Genomic DNA, 25,728 nt, shown 5'->3' with positions numbered 1-25,728 from the left:
TCCAGTTGTGCGACCGGTGTCCGAGTGCATGTCCCTTCGTAGCGAGCGCGTCACGCAGCTGGGCTCCGTTCCGCGGTTCCGCCTGGGCCCGTTGCTGGTCGAACCCGAGCGCCTGGCGCTGATCGACGACGGGCGGACCATCACGCTGGAACCGCGCATGATGGAAGTGCTGATCGCCCTGGCCGAGCGCGCCGGCGAAGTGGTCAGTGCCGAGCAGTTGCTGATCGAGGTGTGGCACGGCAGCTTCTACGGCGACAACCCGGTGCACAAGACCATCGCCCAGCTGCGCCGCAAGTTGGGCGACGACAGCCGCCAGCCGCATTTTATCGAAACCATCCGCAAACGCGGCTATCGCCTGCTGCCCACGGTGGTGTTTCCGCAGGATTATCGCGGCGCGGTGCTGGGCAGCCAGCACTGGGCCCACGGCAGCCCGTACGTGGGGCTGCAGGCCTTCGACCCGGCACATGCGCAGGTGTTTTTCGGGCGTAGCCATGCCATTGCGCAGGTGGCGGCCGCAGTGCGTGCGCAGTTGCACAGCCGGCGCGGGCTGGTGCTGGTGAGCGGCGCCAGCGGCTGCGGCAAGACCTCGTTGCTGCGGGCAGGCGTGGTGCCGTTGCTGTGCCAGCCCGGCGGGCTGGATGGGCTGGAAGCGGTGGCGGTGGCGTATTGCAACCTGGCGCAGTGCCGCGGCGGCGACGTGCTGGACACGCTCGCGCGCGCACTGGGCGAATGGGCGCCGGGCGACCGTGCGGTGTTCTCGCCGGCACAGGCGGCACACCTGCCCGGGTGGCTGCAGCAGCCCGCCCCGCTGCATGCGGCCATCGAGGAAGCCATGCGCCGCTGCGCCCCGGCGCGCGACAGCGTGCCGAGCCAGCGGCATCTGCTGCTGGTGATCGACCACGCCGAAGCGATGGTGGCCACACCCGGCATCACCGACGCCGATCGCGCTGCGCTGGCCACGGCCTTGCAGGCACTGTGCGCCAGCGCGCACGTGGCCGTGCTGATGGGCACCCGCAGCGATTTCTATCCGCGCCTGATCGATGCATTGCCGGCCATCATCGAGCTCAAACGCGGCGACGGGCATGTGGATCTGTTGCCGCCACTCGATGGCGAGATCGGCCAGATCATCCGCGTGCCGGCCGCGATGGCGGGGCTGCGCTTCGAAGAAGACCACGATAGTGCCAGCCACCTGGACGATGTGCTGCGCGATGCCACCGCGCGCCAGCCCGATGCCTTGCCGCTGCTGCAACACCTGCTGCAGGCCTTGCACGCGCAACGCAGCGCCGATGGCCTGCTGACCTTTGCGGCGTACCGCGCCCTGGGCGGGCTGGAAGGCGCGCTGGCGCATCATGCCGAGCACACCTTCGGCGCACTGCCGGCCGATGCGCAGGCCGCGCTCGGCGAGGTGCTGACGTTGCTGAGCGTGATCCACCCCGACAGCGATGCGGTGACCGCGCGGCGTGCGCTGTGGGCCGCATTGCCTCACGGCAGCGGCGCACGCGTGTTGGTCGATGCGTTCGTGCATGCGCGGCTGTTCGTCAGCGAACTGGTGGCCGGCGAGCCGGGCTTTGCGGTCACGCACGAAGCGGTGTTGCGGCAATGGCCGCGCGCGGCCGAGTGGATCCATGAAAACCGCCGCCTGCTGCAGGCACGCAAACGCCTGCACCTGGCCGCGCAACGCTGGGCCGCCGAAGGCCGCCGCACCGACCACCTGCTCAACAGCGGCCGCCCGCTGAGCGAAGCGCGCGAAGCGGCGCGGCGCATGCCGCAGGACCTGGATGCGTCGGAGCTGGCGTTTCTGCGCGCCTGCGAACGCGCGCAACACCAGCGCCGCGGCCTGTACGCCGCCGCCGCCGCATTGCTGGTGGTGCTGGCCAGCGCCTCGCTGCTGCTCGGCTGGCAGGCACGCCAGGCCCAGCAGGTGGCCGAACAGCGCCGCGACCAGGCGCAGCAGCTGGTGGGCTACATGCTGGGCGACTTGGCCGAGCGGTTGCGCACCGTGGGCAACCTGACATTGCTCGATAGCGTGGGCAGCCGTTCGCTGCGGTATCTGGAAGATCTGCCTAGCGCGAGCATGCACACCGGCGACCTGATCAACCACGCCCGCGCCCTGCGCACCATCGGCGAGGTGTTGATGAATCAGGGCAAGCTGAAAGAGGCGCAGGCCGCTTTCACGCGTGCCGCCGCCACCGCCGAACAGGCGCGTCTGCGTGCGCCCGACGTGCTGGAGGCACGTGCGGAAATGGGGCAGGCGGCGTTCTGGCTGGGGAGCATGGCCTATCGCGCCAAACAGTTTCCGTTGGCGAGGACGCATTGGTCGCACTACCTGGCCACCAGTGAATGGCTGGTGCGCACCGCCCCGGATAACCCTCGCTGGCAGCTGGAGCTGTCGTACGCACTCAACAATCTCGGCATGCTGGCCATGGCGCAGGGCGATGCCTGGACGGCAATCGGTTTTTTTGCGCGCGACATTGCGCTCAAGCGTGTACTGATCGCACGGAGTCCGGACAACGCATCGCTGCGCTACGAGTTGATCGACAGCTTGTCGGGGCTGAGCCTGGCGCAGGAGAACCAGGGCTTGTTGGCGCCTGCCGAGCAGGGCTACCGCGACCAGATCGCGATGCTACGCGTGCTGGTGGAGACAGATCCGGATGCCCATGCCTGGCAACGGCGTCTGGCGGTGTCGCTGATCCGCGTCTCCAATCTGGCGTTGGTGCAAGGCCACCTGCTACAGGCGCAACGCGACGCACAGGACAGCGTGCGCATGCTGCAGCCGTTGGTCGCACTGCAGCCGGACAACCAGACCTGGCGCAGCGATCTGGGGCATGCCTACGCGCAGGCCGGCTGGATCGCTGCGTTGGATGGGCATTCCGATCAAGCCAGGCAGCAGCTTGGCCAGGCGCATCACACCATGACCCGCCTGCTGCAACAGTCGCAGCCGCTGCCCGACTGGCAGTTGCTGGATGCCATCATCGAGATGCGCCTGCACCGCATCCACACTGCCAACGCAGGCGATCTCGATCGAATCGTTGCGCGCGTGGATGCGGTGCATCGCGCCAAACCCGACGATCTGTCGGCCATCTCGACGTTGGCCCTGGCACTGGTCTGGCAGGGCGAACACCGCGCGGCAACCGGCAATCACGAGGGCGCGCGTGCAGCATGGCGGCGCGTGGTGACGCTGCTCGGCGAGGATGGCGGCAACAGCCGCGACAAGAACCTGCTCGACCCCTGGATTCGCGCCCACGTGCATCTGGGCCAGCGCTCTGCCGTTACGCAACAGCTCGGGTGGCTGTACCAGGCGGGCTACCGCCACCCGGGGTTTGTCTCCTTCTACGGCCCGCCTCTCAAGGAACAGGACAAGTCATGACGGATTTCAGTATCAAGCTCACGGTGGCGCGGGTGGGATTTGGAGGAAATACAGGCGCTGGCGAATATTTCTACAGCTTTGCTCCGGACCTGCTGATTGTCGACAAGGACGACGGTGTCTCGACGTTGACGTATCACTTCGACGAAGACGTTGTTCCGAAGCATTTCATCATCAAGAGCCTGCTGACGACCGATGCATTCAAACAAATCGGTGACCCCGTCATCGCCCCTGACGGCCGCAGCGTCGAAGTCGTCAACGCCAACAGCGTCCCCACGTTGATCTTTCTGACCATCATCGTCGAAGACCCAACCCGCACGGACAAGAAGGGCAACAAAGTCTGGTTCAGTTGCGATCCCCAGGTCGGCAACGACCCGAAGATCAACCCGCAGGAAGTACCGCCAATCAATAAGGGCAGATAACAAGACGACTGCGCTCACCATCAGGCGGGCGCGGCCGGCGCTCGGCGCAGCATGCACCACGCGTCCATTGCGATGCCTGTGCGCCGGCCGCACCCACCTGACGACTGCTCGCTAGGTTTTTGGGGCATCGCTCAAGGCGTCCCCGGCAGTGCTGGCGCCACTGCTTGTGTGCGGATAGGTGCTCGCCCGAGCGGGACGGTCACAGCCAGTCCGCAGGCGCGCCGGGGCCGGGCCAAACGCATGGATGCCTATCGCATATACGGGCAGAGGCGCGTTGCAGCTGCGGCGCGCCTGGCCCGACAACCATCCTCAGCACAGGGTCAACGGCCGACGGCTCGGTCAGCAAAGCGGCCTGGACCCAGGGTGCAGGCAATTCGGCCTGGGTGGGGCCCGCCCAGGCCACCAGGGCGAGCAGAACGGCGCGCAGGACAATAGGGAGGGGGTGGCGCATGACGGACTCCGCAGCAGACCGGAGCGCGGCGCGTTTCCGGGCGGCTTTCGAGCCGCCGGGCGACACTCGTGCACGGCGTCGCGGCTGACCTGACGGCAACCTTACGGTTGCTGTCCATGTCTGACGGACGAGCAAAATCCTCTATAGAACAGGTACATAGACTTGATACACAGAGCGAGCTTCGTTTGCTTGCTAAACCACGAGTGGCTTCGCCCCCGTACCCTCACCCCAACCCCCGCTCCGCGCCCCGGCCCGCGCTTGCGGCGCGGGCGCTCCAAGGCACGCGCGCCAGTGGCGCGCAAGCGGTGCCTTCTCGCCCCGCCGGGAGAGGGGCTTACGATTCCCAATTCCCAATTCCCAATTCCCGAATCCCGAATCCCGAATCCCGGCAATCAGATCACCCGCAACGTAATCGCCTTCAACACTGCGCGCGTACGGTCGCGGGTGCCGAGTTTTTCCAGGATGGTGGAGACGTAGTTCTTCACCGTGCCTTCGGCCAGGAACAGGGTGCGGGCGATCTCCTTGTTGGAGTAGCCGCCGGCCAGCAGGCGCAGGATGGCCACCTCGCGTTCGCTGAAGGTCTCGCGTGGGGCCTGCTGGTCGCGGAACTGGTAGCGGGCGCGCACCGGGTCGGTGCTGACCGGCTGCAGCAGGGTGTCGCCGGCGGCGACGCGGGCGATGGCGTCGCGCAGGTCTTCCGGGGCGGCGTCCTTGAGCAGGAAACCCTGTGCGCCGGCGTCGCTGGCGCGCAGCAGCAGGTCGCTGTCGTCGAAGGTGGTGAACAGCAGCACGGGGGTGCGGTCGCCGCGGGCGCGCAGCTGCTCCAGCGCCTGGATGCCATCGATGCCAGGCATGCGGATGTCGCTGAGCACCACGTCCACCGTGTGGGTGGCCAGCGCATCCAGCAGGCCCTGCCCGTCGTCGGCCTCGCAGACCACGGCCACGCCCTGCTGTTGCAACAGCGCGCGCAGGCCGGCGCGGACCAGGATCTGGTCGTCGGCCAGGGCGATTCGAAGTGAACTCATTGCGGAAGTCTCGCAGTCAGGTGCATGCCGCCATTGGGGGTGCGGCCAAGGTCGAGATGGCCGTGCAGGGCGGCCAGCCGCTCGCGCATGCCGGTGATGCCATTGCCTTCGCGGATGCGCTCGGCGCGGCGGCCGTCGTCGCAGATGTCCACGTGCAGCTGGGCATCCCGATAGTGCAGATGCACGGCCACCTCGTCGGCATCGGCATGCCGCACGGCGTTGGTCAGCGCCTCCTGCACCAGCCGCAGCAGCAGCTCGGCCACGCGCGCGTCGGTGACGCGCACGTCGGCATCGATCTGCAGCCGCAGCGCCGGGCGCGGGAACGGGGCGGCCAGCGCGCGCAGCGCGGTCTGCAGGTCCAGGCCCTGGTCGTCGCGCATGGACTGCACCACGTTGCGGATGTCCGCCAGCAGTTCCGCCGAGAGCTGTTCCAGCACCCGGATGTCGTCGCGCTGCCCCAAGGCCGGGTCGGCACCGAGCAGGCGCAGGTTGATGCGCATGGCGGTGAGCTTGTGCCCGGCCACGTCGTGCAGCTCGCGCGCCAGGCGCAGGCGCTCGGCATCGCGGGCGCTGTCGGCCAGCAGCGCGCGGGTGGCCAGCAGGTCGGCATTGACGTAGGCCAGCGCGTCGCGTGCGCGCTCGGCACTGCGCGCATAGTGCGCAGTGAGCGCGGCAAAGGCCTGGAAGCCGGCGTAGATGCTGACGATCAACAACGCCCGCTCGAACCCGGCCTGCACCAACAACGCGTACATGCCCGCGTTCAACACCAGTGCCAACAGCAGCACGCGCGACGGCGGCCAGGTCATCCCTGCCTGCGCCACCAGCATCACCAGCAATACCGGAGCCGTGCCGGCACGCGGCTCCATCCAGACCAGCAACAATGCCAGGACCGCCTGCAACAGCGTTGCCACAGTCCGTAACGCAAGCGCCTGCGGCAGCACGGTATGCAATACAAACAACGCGGTAAAGCCGGCCAGCAGGCCCCAACGCCAGACGCCGTGGGGCGAGGCGTCGGGCATGAACGACAGCGCCACTGCGGCAATGGTGAACCCACCGGCCAAACGCAGGGGGTGCAATAGATGGGAGAAGGACGAATGCATGCGGCGATGCTGACCGCCCTGCGGCCGCTCGGCAATGCTGTGCCTGCAGAAAGTGACTTCCGGCAGGTGGGATCGATGACCTGCGGCCCCTGTGGTCGATGCAGCGCGTGCGCACACTGGCATCACCAACCCACCCCATCGCCACGGAGTTACGCCATGTCTGCTTCCAGTCTGTTTCTCGTCCTCAACCTGGCCTGGGGCGGCTATGAGCTGCTGCTCAGCCGTCGCCGCCGCGCCAGCGATGGTGGCGCGCACGACCAGGGCACCTTGAAGCACCTATGGCGGGTGCTGTCTGCGGCGGTGGCGGTTGCAGTGGTGCTGGCCTACAGCGGCCTGGCGCATTGGCCGCAGGGCTGGGATGCATCGCTGCAATGGGCCGGCTGCGCCTTGATCGGCAGCGGGCTGGCGTTGCGCGTGTGGGCCATCCAGGTGCTGGCACGCTGGTTCACGGTGGATGTGACCATCCAGCCGGATCACCAGCTGGTGCGCCGCGGCCCGTATCGCTGGCTACGGCATCCGTCCTACACCGGCGCACTGCTGGCCTTTTACGGGCTGGCCCTGGGCATGGGCAACGCGTTGTCGGTGGCGGCGATCGTGGTGCCGGTGACCCTGGTCTTCCTGCACCGCATCCGCGTCGAAGAAGCCGCGTTGCAGCGCGCGTTTCCGGTGGCCTACCCGGCGTATGCGGCGCAGAGCCGGCGGTTGCTGCCGCTGGTGTGGTGAGCGGAACGCTGGCGTGCAGCGATCACATGCTGCTTGCCAGACGGCTCGCAACCCTCGCACTTGCGCCGGCCACTACTGCAGCCCCGTCCCTGCGCCGCACCGATCGCCTTACACTCCGGGGCTCCCCCGCCGCCGCTGTCCGTCTTCGATGATCATTTCCGCCGCTTCCGACTACCGTGCCGCCGCGCAGGCGCGTTTGCCGCCCTTCCTGTTCCATTACATCGATGGTGGGGCGTACGCCGAGCACACGCTGCGACGCAATGTTTCCGACCTGGCCGATATCGCGCTGCGCCAGCGGGTGCTGCGCAATATGTCGGACCTGAGCCTGAGCACCGAGCTGTTCGGCGAAACCCTGGCCATGCCGGTGGCGCTGGCACCGGTGGGGCTGACCGGCATGTACGCGCGGCGCGGCGAAGTGCAGGCCGCGCGCGCCGCGGCGGCGCGCGGGATTCCGTTCACCTTGTCCACGGTGTCGGTGTGCCCGATCGAAGAAGTGGCGCCGGCCATCAGCCGGCCGATGTGGTTCCAGCTGTACGTGCTCAAGGACCGCGGCTTCATGCGCAACGCGCTGGAGCGCGCCAAGGCCGCCGGGGTGACCACGCTGGTGTTCACCGTGGACATGCCCACGCCCGGCGCGCGCTACCGCGATGCGCACTCGGGCATGAGCGGGCCCAATGCGTCGCTGCGGCGCATGCTGCAGGCGGTGACGCACCCGCGCTGGGCGTGGGATGTGGGCCTGCTCGGCAAACCGCATGATTTAGGCAATATTTCCGCCTACCGCGGCAGCCCGACCGGCCTGCAGGACTACATCGGCTGGCTGGCGGCCAATTTCGACCCCTCCATCTCGTGGAAGGACCTGGAATGGATCCGCGAGTTCTGGACCGGGCCGATGGTGATCAAGGGCATCCTGGACCCGGACGACGCACGCGACGCAGTGCGCTTCGGCGCCGATGGCATCGTGGTCTCCAACCATGGCGGGCGCCAGCTGGACGGTGTGCTGTCTAGCGCGCGCGCGTTGCCAGCGATTGCCGATGCAGTGAAGGGGCAGCTCAAGATCCTGGCCGACTCGGGCATCCGCAGCGGGCTGGACGTGGTGCGCATGCTCGCGCTCGGTGCCGATGCGGTGTTGCTGGGCCGCGCGTTCGTCTATGCGCTGGCGGCCGGTGGCCAGGCTGGCGTGGAGAACCTGCTGAGCTTGATCGAAAAGGAAATGCGCGTGGCGATGACCCTGACCGGCACCCATTCGATTGCCGAGATCAGCGGCGATGCGTTGAGCCGGGTGACGCGGGAGAACGCGGTCTCGCCTTGACGGGATTCGGGATTCGGGATTCGGGATTCGTTGGTAGCAGAGCGGACGATCTGCGGCCTTGCTGCAGGACCCTTGCCCACCCGGTGGCTGCGCAGTCGTCCCGTCGACGGCTCTTAGTGGTTGTCGTCGGCGGTGGGCAAGTATTGCTGCAACGCCAGCACCGATTGCCAAGGATCTGCGCGTTGACGCTTGGCGCGCTGTATGGCCTTGTCCATCGGGAAGGCGTCCGGGCCGCTGATCTTGCCGAGTTCTTCCCAGCGCAGCGGTACCGCGACGGTGGCCTTTTCGCGCGCACGCAGTGACCACGAACACACGCTGGTATTGCCGCGCCCGTTGCGCAACCAATCCACAAAGATCACGCCGTGGCGCTTGGCCTTGCTCATGGTGGCCACGTAGCGTTCCGGTGCCTGCGTGGCCAGGACCTGCGCGAACGCCTCGCAGAAGTCGCGCGCCCGGTCCCAGCTCGCGTCGGGCACGATGGGCACCACCACATGCAGCCCCTTGCCGCCGGACAGGCGCACCGCGCTTTCCAGCCCCACGGCGCGCAGCTTGGCGCGGATCTCGCGAGCGGCGGCCACCACCTCCGGCCAGGCGACGGCATCGCCCGGATCCAGGTCGAACACCAGGCGGTCCGGGCGCTCCGGGTCGTCGACCCGTGCGCCCCAGGGGTGTAGCTCGAGGGTATTCATCTGCACCAGCTCGAGCAGTCCGGCGGCGTCTTCGATATACAGATAGTCCTCGGTGCCGCTCTTCTGTTCGAGCGGAATCGCCTTGATGTGCGCGCCCAACTGGCGGCCCTGGTGCTTCTGGAAGAAGCAGTCGCCGCCCACGCCGTCCGGGCAGCGCAACAACGACAGCGGCCGACGCGCCACCTCCGGCACCACCAGCGACGCCACCGCACGGTAGTACGCCGCCACATCGCCCTTGCTGATGCCCGATGCGGGAAAGACCACGCGCTCGGGATGGGTGATGCTCACCGCGTCCACGGACAGGGTGGCCGATGAGGTGGACACCGCCGACGCAGCCACGCTGGAAGACCTCGCGCCAGCTGCCGGGGCGCGCTTGCCCGCGCGTTTTTGCGCGGTCCTGGTGGCCACCTTGCTCACCGTCTTTGCAACCGTCTTGGTCACGGTCTTTCGGGTGGCGGTGCGTGTTTTTGCCGGGGTCGCGCGCTTGCCGGCCGCAGGCGTGCCCGGCGCTGCGCGGTCGCCGCCCAGATCGGTCATCGGTTTGTCCTCGCGCAGACGCTTGAAGGCGGCCTGCCGCAGCAAGCCCTGCTTGGCCCAGCCGCGGAATGCGATCTCGGCGATCAGCTGCGGGCGCACCCAATGCACATCGCGCGGGCGGCCGGGGATGTGCGCAGGCAGCTCCAGCGTGGCGGTGTCGCTCTGCAAGGCCTGCAGCTGCGCGGCGATTTGCCCGAGTAGCGCGCCGTCGAAACCGGTGCCCACCCGGCCGACGTAGCGCAACGTGTCGCCGTCCGGCTGTGCCAGCAGCAAGGCGCCAAAGCCGCTGCGTGCGCCCTTGGGGTCGGTGTACCCCACCACCACAAAGTCGTCGCTGTCTTCGTGCTTGGTCTTGACCCAGTCGGCACTGCGCCCGCCGCGGTACACAGCGTCGGCACGCTTGCTCACGATGCCCTCCCAGCCCTTGCCCGCGCTGGCCGTAAACACTTCGGGGCCGCGCCCGATGACATGCTCGCTGTAGGCCAAGGTGCCCGGCTTCTCACCGAGCAGCGCGCGCAGCAGCTGCTTGCGTTGCAGCAGCGGCGTGTCGCGCAGGTCCACCTCGGCCACGCCGAGCAGGTCGAACGCAAGATAGCGCAGCGGTTGGCGGGCACTGCCATCGATGGCCCGCTGCAGTGCAGAGAAATCGCTGCGCCCGTGCGCGTCCAGCACCACCAGTTCGCCATCCAGCCGCGCATCGCGCACCGGCAGCGCCTGCAACGCGGTGACTACCTCGGGAAAGCGCTCCGTCCACGCCTGGTCGTTGCGCGAGCGCAGCTGCACGCTGCCGTCGACCAGATCGGCAAGCAATCGATAGCCGTCCCATTTGATCTCGTGCAGCCACGCCTCGCCATCCGGCGCCTGGTCGCGCAGCAAGGTCAGCTGCGCGACCAGGCCGGTGGGGCATGCGCCGTCGCGTGCGCCATCCAGCGCCAGCGCGCGGCGGCGCCATGCGGCATCGGCCGCCGCGCCAGCGCGCGGCGAGGGTGCCTGCTTGCGTGCGGGCCGGGGCGCTTGCTGTGCCACCGCCCTGGCCGGGTGCCGCTGTGCACGGCTGGCCTTGGCGCGCCTGCCAGGTGCGACGGCAGCGCTGTCGCCGGCCCGTTCCACGATGGCATCGGCATCCAGATCCGCCGCAAACGCATCGGTGCGCTTGAACAGCAGCCACTGCGGCTTGCCGCCGCGCATGCGCGTGCGCACCAGCGCAAACCCGCCCTGCAGGTGCTCGCCCTGCAAGGTGAATTCCAGCTTGCCCGCATCCAGTGCAGCAAGCACGTCGCCATCGCAGTGCCAGTGGCCATGGTCGAAGATCTGCACATGCCCGCCGCCGTACTGGCCTTGCGGGATGTCGCCTTCGAAGCCGGCGTAGGACAGCGGGTGATCTTCCACCTGCACGGCCAGGCGCTTTTCTCCGGCCCGCAGCGACGGCCCCTTGGGCACCGCCCAGCTCTTGAGCACGCCATCGGCCTCCAGACGGAAATCGTAGTGGCGTGCACTGGCGTGGTGGAGCTGCACCACAAAGATCGGCTGGGCGCTGGCAGGCACCGGCGCATCTGCCGCCGGCTCCGGAGTCTGGTCGAAGCGGCGCTTGGCCGTGTAATCGCGCAGGCCCATCGCTTAGCCGGCCTTGCGCCGCGGCGCAGCCTTGGCGGCGGTCTTCTTGGTGGCCTTTGTCGCGGTTTTCTTGGCGGCCTTCTTGGCCACCTTCTTGGTGGCGGCCTTCTTGGCCGGCGCCTGTTCCGCCGCTCCCGTGCCGGTCTTCTTTGCCGGCGTGCGCGTGTTGGCCTGCAGGCTCTTCTGCAGCAAGGACATGAAGTCCACCACGTTGGTGGTGGCGTCTTCGTGCTGGGTGGGCTCGATGTCCACCTGCGTGGTGCCGGCCTTTTCCTTGATGCGTTTGCGCAGGATCTGCTCCAGCTTGCCGCGGAACTCGTCGTGATAGTCCTCCGGCTGCCAGGTGCCGGACATCGACTCGATCAGCTGCCTGGCCATCTCCTGCTCCTTGGGGGTGATGCGGTACTCGCCCACCGCGCCGGCCGGCAGCTTGAAGTCCTGCGGGTCCACCACCTCCTGCTGGTAGCGCAGCAGCAACAGGATCAATGCATCGCCCTGCGGCATGACGGCAGCCAGATATTCACGGGTGCGGATGACCACCTTGGCGATGCCGACCTTGCCGGTGTCGCGCAAGGTTTCCCGCAGCAGCACATAGCCCTTTTCCGCCTTCTTGCCCGGCACCAGGATGTAGGGCTTTTCGAAATAGCGTGGGTCGATATCGGACGCGTCGACGAAGGTTTCCACCTCCACGGTCTCGTGGCTTTCCGGTGCGGCCGAACGGATGTCCTGCTCTTCGACAATGACGTAGCTGCCCTTGTCGTATTCGAATGCCTTGACGATCTCCTTCCATGGCACTTCATCGCCGGTGTCGGCATTGACGCGCTCGAAGCGGATCGGCTTCTTGTCGCGCGAATCCAGCATGCGAAAGTGCAGGTCCACCTTGCGCTCGCCCGACATCAGCGACACCGGCACATTGAGCAGGCCAAACGATAATGTTCCGGTCCAGATTGGTCGAGCCATCAGTGCGCCACTCCATGGACGGCAGCATCGGGAATGTGGTCCAGCGCCAGCCACGCGTCTTCGACGATGGCGCGCACGTGCGGCCAATCCAGACGCGAGCCGCCGCGCATGCTGTCCCAGTGCGCAGCCAATGCCTGCTCGCACTGCGCATCGGCGCCACGCGGCCAGTCTGCGGCGTGGGTGACGCGCGCAAACGCGTAGGCCGGCGCGAGATCGTCCCAGGTCGGCCCGCCGCGTCGGCGGCGGCGGTGATAGTCGGCACGGCTGTAACACCGGAAGTCCTGCGCCACGCCATCGGCGTCCACCACAGCCGACGCGCGATGCGTTCGCTTGGGCAACGTGGGGTCGGCAGACGTACTGAACAGGCGACGATCGGGACGACGGTCCAGGGGGCGCATGGTCTGCTCCACGGTGCGGCATTGGGGGGTCACATCAGTAACGCCGCTGACGTGATCCATGCGTGAGAAATCCGCATGGTCTGCGATTTGCGTGACCTTCACTGCGCGCGCGGTGAACTGGCGCCCCTCATCGAAACCAGGACCCCGCATGTCCCGTGACCCCTTGCGCGACCAACCCGCTCACCCGGGCGAACAGCACGGCAAGCGCGATGCCGAGCATCATGAAGACCGCGGTGCCGGCGACGCACCCGAGACGCTGATTCCGGCCGACGACGCCACCCCGGCCAAGAAGCCCGGCACTGCGCCGTAACGGCTCGCCGTCATGGCCGGGTGTGTGCGCCCGGCACGCGCAGCACCGGCCGTGGCGCAGGGCATCAAGGCGCAGGGCGCGCGTGACGTGGCGCAACCTGGAGCTGGCGTACCCGGAGGTGACGTGACACCTGTCCGTGGGCAGCGCAACGCGACCAGTAGTGCCGGCTTTCTCTCATCGGAGAGGTGAGGCAACAGGCGCTGGTCGAAACATCGGCGGAAACGACCGCCTAATCGTCACACCAATACCGTGGTGACGATCCACACGCCCATCCTCACACGCGCCCGGCCGCCTGCAGCTGCGCCATTTCCTCATCGCTGAACAGACGCGACCGCACCAGGAAGCGCACTCCCTCGCTGTTCTCCAGCGAAAACATGCCGCCGCGCCCTGGCACCACATCGATGATCAGCTGGGTGTGCTTCCAGTAGGCGAATTGCGGCGCGCTGATATAGAACGGTGCGCCGGCAATTTCGCCCAGCAGGACATCGCGGTCGCCCACGATGAACTCGCCCACCGCAAAGCACATCGGCGAAGACCCATCGCAGCAGCCGCCGGACTGATGGAACAGCACATCGCCGTGCCGCGCGCGCAGCGTGTCGATCAACTGCGACGCCGCCAGGGTGGCCATCACCTGTGGCGGCACCTCGACGCGCGGAGTGGTGTGGTGCATCGGCTGTCTCCTACGGCCACCTCAGGCCGCCATGTCGAGCACGATACGCCCCTCGATCGTCCCGGCGTGCATGCGCGCGAAGACAGCGTTGATGTTCTCCAGCCGGTCGGTCGACACCGTGGCCGCCACCTTGCCGTGCGCCGCAAACTCCAGCGATTCCTGCAGGTCCAGGCGCGTGCCGACGATGGAACCCCGCACGGTGATGCCATTGAGCACCATGCCGAAGATATCCAGCGGAAAGTCGCCCGGCGGCAAGCCATTGAGCGCGACCGTACCGCCGCGCCGCACCATGCCGATGGCCTGCTCGAACGCCTTCGGCGAGACTGCGGTGACCAGCGCGCCATGGGCGCCGCCGATGTGCTGTTTCACGAACGCCACCGGGTCGGTGGTGCGTGCATTGACCGTCACCGTCGCGCCAAGACGCCGTGCCAGCGCCAGCTTGGCATCGTCCACATCCACCGCGGCCACCTGCAGGCCCATCGCACAGGCGTACTGCACCGCCAGGTGGCCCAGTCCGCCAATGCCGGAAATCACCACCCACTGCCCCGGCTTGGTATCGGTCATCTTCAGTCCCTTGTACACGGTGACTCCCGCACACAGGATCGGCGCAACCTCGACAAAGCCCAGCTCGGCGGGCAGGTGCCCGACATACTCGGCATTGGCCAGGGCGTAGCCGGCAAAGCCGCCGTTGACCGAATAGCCGCTGTTCTGCTGCGCCTCGCACAGCGTCTCCCAGCCGCCCAGGCAATGCGTGCAATGCCCGCACGCCGAATACAGCCACGGAATGCCGACCCGGTCGCCCTCCTTGATGTGGCGCACGCCCGCGCCCACCGCAGCCACGTACCCCACCCCCTCGTGTCCGGGGATGAACGGCGGGTTCGGCTTCACCGGCCAGTCGCCCTGCGCGGCATGCAGATCGGTATGGCAGACCCCGCAGGCCTGGATCTTCACCAGCAGATCGCCGGCCTGCGGCCGCGGCACCGCCACCTCCTCGATCACCAACGGCGCCCCGAACTGCCGCACCACTGCCGCCTGCATTGTCATGTCCATCGCCACGCTCCGCACCGAGATTGCAGCCACCTTAGGCGCCTTGCCCAGGCGTGGCCTTGATCGAAGTCAAATGGCCCGACCCGCACGCCCTCCATCGAGGGCGTAAGCGCCCCCCACGCAGGCAATGTGCACGGACCGCCGCTACCGCACCGGCCCTTGCCGGACGACGCGGCGGGATGCGATCAGAAGAACCCCAGCGCCTTTGGCGAATAACTCACCAGCAGGTTCTTGGTCTGCTGGTAATGGTCGAGCATCATCTTGTGATTCTCGCGCCCGATGCCCGACTGCTTGTAGCCGCCGAACGCAGCGTGCGCCGGATAGGCGTGATAGCAGTTGGTCCACACGCGGCCGGCCTGGATTGCGCGGCCCATGCGGTACAGCCGCGAGGCGTCGCGGCTCCACACGCCGGCGCCCAGGCCGTACAGCGTGTCGTTGGCGATCGCCAGCGCTTCGGCTTCATCCTTGAAGGTGGTCACCGACACCACCGGGCCGAAGATCTCTTCCTGGAAAACGCGCATCGCGTTGTGGCCTTTGAACACGGTCGGCTTCACGTAGAAGCCCTCGGCCAGCTCGCCATCGAGCGTATTGCGTTCGCCACCGATCAACACGTCGGCACCTTCCTGCTTGCCGATGTCGATGTAGGACAGGATCTTTTCCAGCTGCTCGCTGGAGGCCTGCGCACCCACCATGGTGTTGGGGTCGAGCGGGTTGCCCTGCTTGATCGCCGCCACTCGCTTGAGCGCCTTGTCCATGAACTTGTCGTAGATGGATTCCTGGATCAGCGCGCGCGACGGGCAGGTGCACACTTCGCCCTGGTTGAAGGCGAACATGACAAAGCCTTCCACCGCCTTGTCGAGAAAATCGTCGTCTTCGGCCATGACATCGGCAAAGAAGATGTTGGGCGACTTGCCGCCCAGCTCCAGCGTCACCGGAATCAGGTTCTGGCTGGCGTATTGCATGATCAGCCGGCCGGTGGTGGTTTCGCCGGTGAAGGCGATCTTGGCGATGCGCGGGTTGCTGGCCAGCGGCTTGCCGGCTTCCAGTCCAAAACCGTTGACCACGTTGAGCACGCCGGGCGGCAGCAGGTCGCCGATGACTTCCATCAACACCAGGATCGAGGCGGGTGTCTGCTCGGCCGGTTTCATCACCACGCAGTTGCCGGCGGCCAGCGCCGGTGCGAGTTTCCAGCAGGCCATCAACAGCGGGAAGTTCCACGGAATGATCTGCCCCACCACGCCCAGCGGCTCGTGGAAGTGATAGGCGATGGTGTCGCTGTCGATCTCGGAAATGCCGCCTTCCTGCGCGCGGATGGCGCCGGCAAAATAACGGAAGTGGTCCACGCACAGCGGCACGTCGGCATTGAGCGTTTCGCGCACCGGCTTGCCGTTGTCCCAGGTCTCGGCGTAGGCGAGCAGTTCCAGATTCTGCTCGATGCGGTCGGCGATCTTGAGCAGCACGTTGGCGCGCTCGGTGGTGGAAGTCTTGCCCCAGGCATCTTTCGCGGCATGCGCGGCATCGAGTGCGGCCTCGATGTCCGGCGCGGTGGAACGCGCAATGGAGGTAAACACCTTGCCAGTGATCGGCGTGGCGTTGTCGAAGTACTGGCCGTTGTTCGGCGCCACCCACTTGCCACCGATGAAGTTGTCGTAACGCGGCTTGAAGATCGATTGCGGGTCGGTGCTGAGCGGCTTGGTGGCGGGTTGCGCGTTCATCGTGGTCTCCTGGAAAGAGCGGTCAGATGCGAACGTGTATACCCGTCAACTTGCTAGCGCAATGTCATGTGCTGTGTTGTTGCGCCGCGTCATCCTAAAACCAGGAGTTACATGAATCATGGCGCTGAAAAACGTTGCAGCGCGTCATTGATCTGATTCGGATGGCAGTCGAGTGAAGTTGCCTTACGCCGCGCCCCTTAGTGTCGTCGCTTATTTCTCCTGTGCAGCAAAGCGTCTACGCCGGCAGGCGGCGTTGACGCATTCGAGCGCGGCGACAAAAACGGCTGCACGGCTGCACGGCTGCACGGCTGCACGGCGAGCATGCACAGCCAGTGCCTGTCATCGGCACGGACAACTCCTGCCTCGCAGCTCATTTGCTTTACAGCAGCGGGTAAACGACGGCACAGGCGCGCGTCCGGTGCGCGGAATCGGCGTGTACCACGCATACGCTTCGGTTCCTGTGCGCCGTCCACACCGCCTGACGACTGCTCGCTAGGTGTTATTACCTGCTCATGGTCAGGCTGGTCTGCCCCTGACGCGCTACGGCTTGTCAGCCCCCCCCAACAGCGTCGTGCCTTGCGGCTGTTTCGATGGACACGGGCTCCTCCGCTGGCACCTGGCAGTCGGCTACCGTTTGCTGCCGGTACGAGCGCAGCTGCCATGCAGCGCTGGCACCGGCCTGCGCCCAGGCGTAGACCCAGCGATAGCGTTGGCCGGCATTGCAGGCGTCGATGCTGATCTCGTCGCGCGGCTGGCCACGCACCGGCAGCGGGGCCGTGTTAGTCGCGGTATCGGCACGCGTGCTCAACGGACGATCGAACAGAGCAGTGCTGATGCGCACGGGGCCTAACGCGGCGGCATCGGCCGGCGGCGGTGTTTGCCTGGGCTGCGTACTCAGTCTGGATTGCTGCTGCAGCCAGGCGTGTATTTTTGCGATGGCGGGGGAGCCGGCTGGATAGTCGCGCACGATGCGCATATCCACATGGTCTGCCCACGCTGCGCTGCAGACCAGCAGGCCGGCCGATATCGCCGAAGCCATCATCTTTCGTTTCCAGATCCTCATCGCCGCACTCCATGCCGTGAATGAGTGTCAGAAGTTAGCATGCCACTTCGGCAGTTTCCGGCCTCAGCCGACCTGTGCGGACTCGATCAGGATGCTGCCCGGCAGCGCGCAGATCGACGCGAACGCGCACACGGCGACCAAGCCGGCAGCCCACCGACGGCGATTACCCTTCGCGCGGCGCTACAGCGCGACCTGCGGCCGCCATGCTTCCTTCCGCACGCCAGGCCTGCACTGCGGCAAGCACACGCTTGCCGTCTGCCGCGCTGTCATTGCGTGCGACGTAGTCATGTGGCCGGGCCTGGACCTGGGCGGCCAACGTTGCGCACGCAGCCTGCGTGTCTGCCAACACGGCGGCACGCTCGGTTGCGTTCAACAACAGCAGGATCGAAAAACCGGTGGCTGAGATCGAGCAGTTGATATCCAGCCAATAGCGGTCGCCTTCGGATAAGAGGAACCAGTCGGCAGGGGCGTGGTCGATGACGATCATGGTGGTGCGGTATGGCAGGGTGGTATGTGCTATCGGGAAGGCTTCATCGCGCCCGGGGGCGCTCCTGTAACGCCAGGGTGCGCGTTGTTGTGCGGGGCGTCGGTTGCCTGCTCACCCACCAAAATCCCACTGCAGCCCCACCGTGTAGGTGCGGTCCGGGCCGGGTTCGTAGTAGCGCCCATTGCCGTCGTTGACGATCACCGAGCCGACGTATTGGCGGTCCAGCGCGTTGTCGATGCGCGCGAAGGTGCGCACGGCGCCATACGTGGTAGTCCAGCGGCGCGAGGCTTCCAGGTTGACCAAGGCATAGCCGGGTGCGCGCTCGGTGGCCAGGTCGTTGACCACGGTGGCGCCGGAGGCCACCGTTTCGGCGGCGAACTGCCATTGCATGGACTGCCATTGCCAGCGCGCAAATAGCTGCTGACGCGGCACGCCTGGCAGGCGCGACCCGCTGGCCACCGGCGCGGTGGGCACCGCGCAGCCGCTGCTGGCACAGGTGAGGTAACCATCGCGCACGGTGGCGTCGACAAAGGTGTAGGCCAGCTGCAGCTGCTGGGTGTCGCCAATTGGCTGCTGCCAACTCAGCTCCGCACCCTGGCGACGGGTGGCGCCGATGTTGCGGAAGGTGCTGCGGCCGTTGGTGTTGCTGGCCACCGCCAGTTCGTCGTCGGTGTCGGCACGGAACAGTGCCACTTGCAACGCCGCGCCGCTTTGCGTGCGCCACTTGCTGCCCACCTCGTAGTTGCGGCTGGTCGCCGCGCCCAGGTCCAGCGCCAGGCCGGCGCCGCCATCGTTGCGGTAGCCCAGCTCGTTGAAGGTGGGCGTTTCGAAGCCGCGCCCGACTGAAGCATAAAAACGCAGATCTTCGTCGGCACGGAACACGATGCCGGCCACTGGCGTGGTGGCCGAGTAATCGCGTTGGCCACTGTCGTCGGGATTGCGCCCGACGATGTAGTGGTCGTCCGAATCGAAGCGCACCTGGCTATGGCGCACGCCCAGCAGCGCGGACCAGCGCTCGCTCCACTGCCACCACAGCTGCGCGAACTGGTCGACGTTTTCCACCTGATCGCGCTGGTTGCGGCGCAATGCGCCCTTGACGCCCAGCGTGTCGCCGACGAAGTTTTCGTAACCGGTGCGGTGCTGCCGCTGGCGATCGACATTGGCGCCGACAGTCAGCTGCAATGGCCGGCCGAGCGCTTCGCCCTGCCAGGCCCAGCGCGCATCGGCGCCTTCGTAATTGCTGTCCAGATCGATCACGCCGCCCGAATGCAGCGGGTTGCGCTGCACCGCCACCGGGATCGCCAGAAACTGCTCCACACTGCGCTGGCCGCCATAGCCCATCAGGCGCAGCGTCTGGTTGTCGAATTGCTGGGTGAAGATCGCCCCGGCCTGCGACTGACGCACCGATTTGCGGGTGTTGAACTGGGTGGCCACCGACGTGGCCTGCGCCGGGTCGGCGTTGAACTGGGCGCGGGTCAGGCCGAGCGGGTCCTGCGCATCCGGTGCGTCCAGATAATTGAGCACCAGGTCCAGCCGGCTGCCCTCGGCCAGATCGAACCCGAGCTTGGCATTGACCGATTCGCGCCTGGCGCGGCTATGGTCGCGGAAGCCATCGGTGTCGAAATGATTGGCCGCCAGGTTGTAGTGCACCGCGCCCTGCTGGCCGAGCAATTGCGCGCCCACATTGACGGTGGCATTGCTGCCATAGGTGGCGCGCAGCCGCCACGGGTCGTTGGGGGCACCATCGGCGCTCCACAGCTGCAGCACGCCGCCGGAGGAATTGCCATACAACGCCGAAAACGGCCCGCGCAGCACTTCCACCCGCTGCGCGCCCAGCACGTTGAAATGCGAGAGCTGGCCCTGGCCGTCGGGCATGCTGGCCGGGATGCCATCCACCAGCAGCCGCACGCCGCGCACGCCGAAGGTTGAGCGCGCGCCGAAGCCGCGGATCGACAGCTGGGTGTCCTGCGCGTAGTTCTGGCGGTCGCGTGCCACCAGCCCGGGGATGCCGTCCAGCAGCTCGGATACCTGCACGCCGCGGCGATTGTCGTCGTCGGCCGACACCACGGTGAACGAGGCCGGCAGGTCGAAGTCGTCCACCCCGTGCACACGGGCGGCGTCCACCTGCACGGCGGGAAGGACCTGCAAAGGCGCCGGATCGGCGGCCAGGACGAGCGGCGCGGCGCTCGTGGCGAACAGGCCGCACGCGGCGGCCAACAAGGTGAGTCTGGGCATGGGGATAGTGTCCCTTATCCGTACTGTGGCCGCATCGTTGCGTACGGAACGAAGCATGCTACGCCGGCCATGGGCTGCTACGATGAAGTGGTTTGGCCCAGCCGCGGCCGAGCACCCCGGAAGTACCCCACTTTTTCGTCCTTCAGCGAGTCATGCCGTGTCCTTCTTTGCAAACGTGGAACAGGTTCCAGGCGACCCCATCCTGGGCCTGACCGAGGCCTACAACGCCGACAGCCGCCCCAACAAGGTCAACCTGGGCGTGGGCATCTATTACGACGAAAACGGGCGCATCCCGCTGTTGCGCGCCGTGCACAAGATCGAGCAGCAGCTTGCGCAGGAGGCCAAACCGCGCGGCTACCTGCCCATCGACGGCCTGGCCGCGTATGACAAGGCCACCCAGGCACTGCTGTTCGGCGCCGAGTCGGCGCTGGTGGCGTCCGGGCGCGTGGCGACCTCGCAGACCGTCGGCGGCAGCGGCGCATTGCGCGTTGGCGCAGACCTGCTCAAGAAGCTGCTGCCCACGGCCACCATCGCCATCAGCAACCCCAGCTGGGAAAACCACCGCGCGGTGTTCGGCGCGGCCGGCTTCGAGGTAGTGGATTACACCTATTTCGATGCCGCCAGCCATGGCCTGAACTTCGACGGCATGCTCGCCGACCTGGCCAAGCTGGAGCCGGGCACGGTGGTGCTGCTGCACGCGTGCTGCCATAACCCCACCGGTGCCGACCTGACCCGCGAGCAGTGGAAGCAGGTGGCCGGGCTATTGAAGGAACGTAACCTGTTCCCGTTCGTCGACATTGCCTACCAGGGCTTCGACAAGGGCATCGAGGCCGACGCCTATGCGGTGCGCCAGCTGGCCGCCGAAGGCATCGACAGCTACGTGGTCGCCAGCTCATATTCGAAGTCGTTCTCGCTGTATGGCGAGCGCGTGGGCGCGCTGTCGGTGGTCTCGGCCACCGCCGCCGAAGCCAAGGCCGTGCAGTCGCAGGTCAAGCGCATCATCCGCACGATCTACTCCAGCCCGTCCACGCACGGCGCCGCACTCGTTGCCGGCGTGCTGACCAGCCCGGAGCTGCGCGATCTGTGGGAGCAGGAATTGACCGAAATGCGCGAGCGTATCCACGCCCTGCGCGCAGGGCTGGTAGACAAACTGGCCACGCTGGGCGCGCCGGAGTTCGACTTCATCCAGCGCCAGGCCGGCATGTTCTCGTACTCGGGCCTGACCAAGACCCAGGTGGACCGCCTGCGCGACGAGTTTGCGATCTACGCCGTGGGCACTGGCCGCATCTGCGTGGCCGCCCTGAGCCAGCGCAACCTGGACTACGTGGCCCAGGCCGTGGCGACCGTCAGCCGGGTGTAAGCGGCCCCGACGCGGCGCGCAGCCGCATCGACGTACTGCAGACCGGGAGCGCGCCAGCCTCCCGGTTTTCTTGTGCCCGCAGACGCCGCTCCCTTCCCCCGCCCGCGGGGGAAGGTGCCCGAAGGGCGGATGGGGGCAAGCATCGCCATCACCGGCGCCATTCGCACAGATTCGATCAACCACGCTACAAACCGCGCAGCAAGTGATCGAAATCTAACGGCGCAATGGCGACAATGGCGGCCCACTTCCTACAACAGGCTGCCCGCTCCATGTCGCGTCCCTCGCTGACCCGCTTCCTGATCGAAGAACAACACGCCGGCCGTATCGATGCGGAACTGCGCCAGCTGATCACCATCGTCTCGCGCGCCTGCAAGCGCATCTCCATTGCCGTGAGCAAGGGCGCCCTGGGCGGCGTGCTCGGCGATGCCGGTACCGGCAACGTGCAGGGCGAGGCACAGAAAAAGCTCGATGTGCTGAGCAACGACATCCTGCTCGAAGCCAATGCCTGGGGCGGCCATCTGGCCGCGTGTGCGTCCGAAGAAATGGACCACAGCCAGCCGGTGCCCGACCAGTATCCCAGCGGCGATTTCCTGCTGCTGTTCGACCCGCTCGATGGCAGCTCCAACATCGACGTCAACGTCTCGGTCGGCACCATCTTCTCGGTACTGCGCGCGCCCAAGGGCACCGAAAAGCCCGGCGACGAACACTTCCTGCAGCCCGGCACCCAACAGGTCGCCGCCGGCTACTGCATCTATGGCCCCAGCACCATGCTGGTGCTAACGCTCGGCCACGGCACCCACGCCTTCACCCTGGAGCGCGAGGAAGGCAGCTTCCTGCTGACCCAGGCCAACATGCGCGTGCCCGACGACACCGCCGAATACGCCATCAACATGTCCAACCAGCGCCACTGGGAACCGGCGATGCAGGCCTATGCGGGCGACCTGCTGGCCGGCAAGGACGGCGCGCGCGGCAAGGACTTCAACATGCGCTGGATCGCCAGCATGGTGGCCGACGTGCACCGCATCCTCACCCGCGGCGGCATCTTCATCTATCCGTGGGACAAGAAGGACGCGTCCAAGCCCGGCAAGTTGCGCCTGATGTACGAAGCCAACCCGATGAGCATGCTGGTGGAACAGGCCGGCGGTGCCGCGACCACCGGCCGCGAGCGCATTCTCGATATTCAACCGACACAGTTGCATCAGCGCGTGCCGGTATTTTTGGGCTCGAAGAATGAGGTGGCTGAGGCGACGCGATATCACCTGGAGGCGGATAAGGCGTAAGACGACGAGCCTACCCTGAAAAACCAGCAGTCATGTGTCACCCAAAGACGCCCGCGTATTGCGGGTGTCTTTTTACCGGGCACGCCAAGACTGCATCGGCGGGGATGCCGGCTGAAGTAACCGAAGACCCCAGGGACCTGGTGCACGCGCGCGATGTGGAGCGACGCATGGCGATCTCCCGGTTCGCAGGGCCGGCGAACAGCTGTGCATCAAGCAAGCGCTGACCTTCCGCCTGCCTCCTGCCGATCGCCTCCTCATCGGAGAACCCGCTTGCTGAGCGCGCACATCATTTTTTCTTCGAGGAAACCCGCGTGAGAGACGCACTGCTCGCAACCGCACGCTTAATAAAAGTGAGCGTGGTCATTTTGGGTTCGGTGCTATTTTCATGCGTCGCCGCAACGATTCTGAGCGGCGTCCTCATTGCTCTTATTGTGGCAATGTCGGGCAGCGGTGAAGCGGCACCTACATTTTTTCTTTACTACTGTTTTTTCGCATTCGGCATTGGCTCACCTTTCTTTCTTATTTTGGGCGTCCCAACGCTGCACTTTGTTCCTGGCCTGAAGCATGCACATCCCTATGTTGCGGCAGTCGCTGGAGCAGCAATTGTGGCAAGCCTCTGTCTACTCATGCGCCTGATGCACGATTCTTCAAGGCCATTCGACTCTTTAGCCTCATTGGCCTCATTTGTCGCTTGCCCGGCACTTTGGGCGGCGCTTGCAAGCTGCATTTATCAGCGCATCAGACAAGTGACGGCTATCAGGTAACCGCAGCACGCGGAGGACGATTCTAGGCGCAAGAGCGATAGAAGACGCGCCAACCCACAGGACGCCCTATCGACGAATCGCATTGGAATTCGCCCCGACATGCGATAGCGGTCTGCTTTGCTACGCTTGGTCACCGGCCGCAAAGCGCCAGGCTGATTCGCTTTGAGGCTGCACTCCCGACATACGTTACAGACAGATCGGCCGTCTCGCTGGCCGCTCACACAGTGATAGACCCATGACCGACATCAAATTCACCGACGCCGAACGTGCCGCGATCACCCGCAAGATCCAGCTGTATTTCACCGAAGAACTCAGGCAGGAGATCGGGCGGTTCGATGCCGAGTTCCTGCTCGATTTTTTTGCCGGGGAAGTCGGCGCGTATTTCTACAACCGCGGTGTCCATGATGCGCAAGCCATCATTGCCGGCAAGCTGGAAGATTTGGGTGAGGCGGTCTATCAGCTGGAGCGTCCCACCGATTCCAAGAAGTGATGGGGTGACCTGAGTCGCTGCGCTACCGCGCCGAGCACGCAGGAGAATGTGCTCGGCGCAGAAGGAGCGCGATTGATCAGTAGTTGGATGCCTGACTTGCGATCTGCATCATTGGCACGCGGCTGTGCGTGCGCCGCTGGATACCGGCTCCCACACATAGCCTTCCACTGTTTTCCCTTCGCTGATCTGGCGGCGTGGTTGGCGCTGCAGGCAGGGGCCAAAGGCATTGGAAGGCGGCACGATCAGTTGGGTGCCGTCGATCACGACCTGGCGGAAGCGGGTGACTTCGGCATCGCCCAGTTCGCGGCGCAGCAGCGCTTCGATATCGCTGCGTTCGAACGCTTTGCCGGCGTGCCGTGCGACGTAGAGCGGTCGCAGTGCGTCCAGCAAGCCGCGTTTGCCGGCCGAGCGTGCACGCAAGGCGGCATCGACACTGGCGAAGTACAACATGCCGCGCGCATACGGGATACGCCGGATGGATTCCTGCGCAAAGCCGGCCGCATCGATGCGTTGCAGCGACCAGTGCCGCGCCGGCCTGGCGTAGTACTGCTGCGCCCATTCGTTGATGGTGTTGGCGCAGGCCGCGTGTGGAAGCAGGCCGGCCGCGCATGGCAAGGTCGCCTGCACGAACACGTTGACCCCTTCCGCATACCAGGGCTCCACGGCATTGGTGAGCTGGCCCACCCATTGGTGCCCCATCTCGTGAAAGATGGTGCTCTGCACGCTGTGCAGATCCTGGCCTGGCGAAAACACGTTGCCCACCGTGATCAGGCTGCTACCGCCTGCCAGGCGTGCGGTGCCGGTTTCGTACGATGCCACCGGCAACGCGCGGATCAACAGGTCGTAGCGCGGCGGCGCGTCGATGTAGCCAAACCCGGTTGCCAGCACGTCGTACGCGCGCCGTGCCCACGCCATGGTGGCTGCGGCATCGAAGGGCGGTTGGCCGATCGTGTAGGCGTTGAACACGGCATCGTCCTGCGCCTGGGCCACCACGGCCGGCCCGGCCAGCAGCCACAGATCGCCCATGACCGTTGCCGGGCCCAGCACCCGCACCGTGCCGACGCCGCCGCTGGCGACACCGATGGAGCCGGGCGCCAGTTCCGACAGATCCCACATCAGCGTGCTGGCGTCGCTGTCCAGCTGTTCGGGCAGCAGCACGAAACTCTTGGAGCTGCCTGCCACACCCAGCCCGGCCGCCTTCATGCCAAAGGGCGGACCACCGCTATTTGCAGGCACCAAGGCGGCGCGGTAGCGCACCGTCACCTGCGGACCGACCGGCCGCTCGGTACTCCAGCGGCGCATGTCGAAGCCATCCACCGCTGCGCCTTCGGCGATCGACAGCGCGACCTCGCCACCGGCGTCGCTGACATGCAGCTCGCTGATGGCGTCTGCGTTATGCGGCACGGCCGGCAAGGCCGAGGGCAGCATCAAACTCAGCGGCCTGCGCGCGTCTGCACGCGTGATCTGCTCGGTGACCGCCAGCCCCGTGACGGTCCCGTCCTGCCCGGTCAACGGTTTGATGGTCACGCTGAAGCTGTCGCGCCCGGCAGCGGAAACGGCCTGCACATGCGCCAGCGCCCCGACCAGTAGCGACAGCGCAAGCACGCGCCCGGCGGCCTTGCGCGCACCGGCAGGCTCGGTTGCAGCGGGTGTCACTACCGTGGTGCGTACCGGCGGGGACATTGCCGACGACGTGTCTGCGGTGTGTCTGGCGT

At 66.4% G+C, this 25,728-nt stretch carries 21 protein-coding genes and 2 other RNA genes; 11 read left to right on the top strand and 12 right to left on the bottom strand.

Annotation, left to right across the window (positions count from 1 at the left end; translation table 11 throughout):
• Window positions 1–28: 28 nt before the first annotated feature.
• The 3 genes from RZV17_RS00640 (at window position 29) to RZV17_RS00630 (ending at window position 3,912) form a co-directional block, all read left to right on the top strand.
• Window positions 29–3,367, top strand: coding sequence for a winged helix-turn-helix domain-containing protein (locus RZV17_RS00640; RefSeq protein ID WP_355606328.1), 3,339 nt, complete (start codon window positions 29–31; stop codon window positions 3,365–3,367).
• Window positions 3,364–3,786: a hypothetical protein gene (locus RZV17_RS00635; RefSeq protein WP_104580293.1), complete on the top strand. Its 423-nt coding sequence runs from the start codon at window positions 3,364–3,366 to the stop codon at window positions 3,784–3,786. The genes RZV17_RS00640 and RZV17_RS00635 overlap by 4 nt, the downstream gene beginning before the upstream one ends.
• Before the next feature lie 51 nt (window positions 3,787–3,837).
• Window positions 3,838–3,912: non-coding RNA, sX9 sRNA (locus tag RZV17_RS00630), on the top strand.
• 717 nt (window positions 3,913–4,629) lie between these two features.
• On the opposite strand, the gene RZV17_RS00625 is transcribed toward RZV17_RS00630, so the two are convergent.
• Window positions 4,630–5,262: a response regulator transcription factor gene (locus RZV17_RS00625; protein WP_184442607.1), complete on the bottom strand. Its 633-nt coding sequence runs from the start codon at window positions 5,260–5,262 to the stop codon at window positions 4,630–4,632.
• Window positions 5,259–6,485, bottom strand: a complete 1,227-nt coding sequence (locus tag RZV17_RS00620; protein ID WP_355609077.1) for a sensor histidine kinase — start codon at window positions 6,483–6,485, stop codon at window positions 5,259–5,261. The genes RZV17_RS00625 and RZV17_RS00620 overlap by 4 nt, the downstream gene beginning before the upstream one ends.
• Before the next feature lie 33 nt (window positions 6,486–6,518).
• On the opposite strand from RZV17_RS00620, the gene RZV17_RS00615 reads away from it, so the two are divergent.
• Together RZV17_RS00615 and lldD are read left to right on the top strand one after the other, a co-directional pair.
• Window positions 6,519–7,085: an isoprenylcysteine carboxylmethyltransferase family protein gene (locus tag RZV17_RS00615; protein WP_047693282.1), complete on the top strand. Its 567-nt coding sequence runs from the start codon at window positions 6,519–6,521 to the stop codon at window positions 7,083–7,085.
• Between the two features lie 148 nt (window positions 7,086–7,233).
• Window positions 7,234–8,394 (top strand): FMN-dependent L-lactate dehydrogenase LldD, encoded by a 1,161-nt coding sequence (gene lldD, locus RZV17_RS00610; RefSeq protein ID WP_104580295.1) that lies wholly within the window; start codon window positions 7,234–7,236, stop codon window positions 8,392–8,394.
• 113 nt (window positions 8,395–8,507) lie between these two features.
• On the opposite strand, the gene ligD is transcribed toward lldD, so the two are convergent.
• The 3 genes from ligD to RZV17_RS00595 are packed head-to-tail and all read right to left on the bottom strand — an operon-like array spanning window position 8,508 to window position 12,592.
• Complete coding sequence (gene ligD, locus RZV17_RS00605; protein ID WP_355606322.1) at window positions 8,508–11,234, bottom strand: DNA ligase D; 2,727 nt, start codon at window positions 11,232–11,234, stop codon at window positions 8,508–8,510.
• Between the two features lie 3 nt (window positions 11,235–11,237).
• The gene (locus RZV17_RS00600) at window positions 11,238–12,194 is read right to left on the bottom strand and encodes a Ku protein (RefSeq protein WP_047693278.1); all 957 of its coding nucleotides are present in this window, start codon (window positions 12,192–12,194) and stop codon (window positions 11,238–11,240) included.
• Entirely contained in the window at window positions 12,194–12,592 is a 399-nt protein-coding gene (locus RZV17_RS00595; RefSeq protein ID WP_326520499.1) for a hypothetical protein, read from the bottom strand. The genes RZV17_RS00600 and RZV17_RS00595 overlap by 1 nt, the downstream gene beginning before the upstream one ends.
• A 148-nt stretch (window positions 12,593–12,740) precedes the next feature.
• On the opposite strand from RZV17_RS00595, the gene RZV17_RS00590 reads away from it, so the two are divergent.
• Window positions 12,741–12,902, top strand: a complete 162-nt coding sequence (locus RZV17_RS00590) for a hypothetical protein (protein WP_166743438.1) — start codon at window positions 12,741–12,743, stop codon at window positions 12,900–12,902.
• Between the two features lie 274 nt (window positions 12,903–13,176).
• Here RZV17_RS00590 and RZV17_RS00585 read toward each other — a convergent pair whose 3' ends face one another.
• The 3 genes from RZV17_RS00585 to adh all read right to left on the bottom strand — a co-directional run bounded on the left by RZV17_RS00585 (window position 13,177) and on the right by adh (window position 16,334).
• Entirely contained in the window at window positions 13,177–13,572 is a 396-nt protein-coding gene (locus tag RZV17_RS00585) for a DUF779 domain-containing protein (protein WP_355606317.1), read from the bottom strand.
• A gap of 21 nt (window positions 13,573–13,593) precedes the next feature.
• The gene (adhP, locus tag RZV17_RS00580; RefSeq protein ID WP_039406924.1) at window positions 13,594–14,622 is read right to left on the bottom strand and encodes an alcohol dehydrogenase AdhP; all 1,029 of its coding nucleotides are present in this window, start codon (window positions 14,620–14,622) and stop codon (window positions 13,594–13,596) included.
• A gap of 182 nt (window positions 14,623–14,804) precedes the next feature.
• Window positions 14,805–16,334, bottom strand: coding sequence for an aldehyde dehydrogenase (gene adh / locus RZV17_RS00575; protein WP_355606313.1), 1,530 nt, complete (start codon window positions 16,332–16,334; stop codon window positions 14,805–14,807).
• A gap of 433 nt (window positions 16,335–16,767) precedes the next feature.
• On the opposite strand from adh, the gene RZV17_RS00570 reads away from it, so the two are divergent.
• Window positions 16,768–16,842, top strand: a non-coding RNA gene (locus RZV17_RS00570) — sX9 sRNA.
• Window positions 16,843–16,884: 42 nt separating this feature from the next.
• Here RZV17_RS00570 and RZV17_RS00565 read toward each other — a convergent pair.
• From RZV17_RS00565 to RZV17_RS00555, 3 genes are all read right to left on the bottom strand, one after another.
• On the bottom strand, window positions 16,885–17,373 hold the full coding sequence (locus tag RZV17_RS00565) for a hypothetical protein (RefSeq protein WP_139015158.1): 489 nt from the start codon (window positions 17,371–17,373) through the stop codon (window positions 16,885–16,887).
• Between the two features lie 187 nt (window positions 17,374–17,560).
• A complete protein-coding gene (locus RZV17_RS00560) occupies window positions 17,561–17,884 on the bottom strand; it encodes a hypothetical protein (protein WP_047693272.1) in 324 nt (107 codons plus the stop codon).
• A gap of 111 nt (window positions 17,885–17,995) precedes the next feature.
• A complete protein-coding gene (locus RZV17_RS00555; RefSeq protein ID WP_355606310.1) occupies window positions 17,996–20,119 on the bottom strand; it encodes a TonB-dependent receptor in 2,124 nt (707 codons plus the stop codon).
• Window positions 20,120–20,276: 157 nt separating this feature from the next.
• On the opposite strand from RZV17_RS00555, the gene RZV17_RS00550 reads away from it, so the two are divergent.
• The 4 genes from RZV17_RS00550 (at window position 20,277) to RZV17_RS00535 (ending at window position 24,013) form a co-directional block, all read left to right on the top strand.
• The gene (locus RZV17_RS00550) at window positions 20,277–21,479 is read left to right on the top strand and encodes an amino acid aminotransferase (RefSeq protein WP_047693270.1); all 1,203 of its coding nucleotides are present in this window, start codon (window positions 20,277–20,279) and stop codon (window positions 21,477–21,479) included.
• Between the two features lie 269 nt (window positions 21,480–21,748).
• A complete protein-coding gene (locus tag RZV17_RS00545; protein WP_355606308.1) occupies window positions 21,749–22,759 on the top strand; it encodes a class 1 fructose-bisphosphatase in 1,011 nt (336 codons plus the stop codon).
• A 311-nt stretch (window positions 22,760–23,070) separates the two neighbouring features.
• Window positions 23,071–23,523 carry a hypothetical protein gene (locus RZV17_RS00540; RefSeq protein ID WP_355606305.1) on the top strand — a complete coding sequence of 151 codons (453 nt, stop codon included), beginning with the start codon at window positions 23,071–23,073 and terminating at the stop codon, window positions 23,521–23,523.
• A 235-nt stretch (window positions 23,524–23,758) separates the two neighbouring features.
• Entirely contained in the window at window positions 23,759–24,013 is a 255-nt protein-coding gene (locus tag RZV17_RS00535) for a DUF2164 domain-containing protein (RefSeq protein WP_184384285.1), read from the top strand.
• Window positions 24,014–24,121: 108 nt separating this feature from the next.
• On the opposite strand, the gene RZV17_RS00530 is transcribed toward RZV17_RS00535, so the two are convergent.
• Complete coding sequence (locus tag RZV17_RS00530) at window positions 24,122–25,696, bottom strand: hypothetical protein (RefSeq protein WP_355606301.1); 1,575 nt, start codon at window positions 25,694–25,696, stop codon at window positions 24,122–24,124.
• Window positions 25,697–25,728 lie beyond the last annotated feature (32 nt).

It is taken from the genome of Xanthomonas cannabis (genome assembly GCF_040616535.1).
Lineage (GTDB): Bacteria > Pseudomonadota > Gammaproteobacteria > Xanthomonadales > Xanthomonadaceae > Xanthomonas > Xanthomonas cannabis.
Note: the sequence above shows the minus strand (reverse complement) of the source record. Positions and strands in the feature narration are given on the sequence as shown.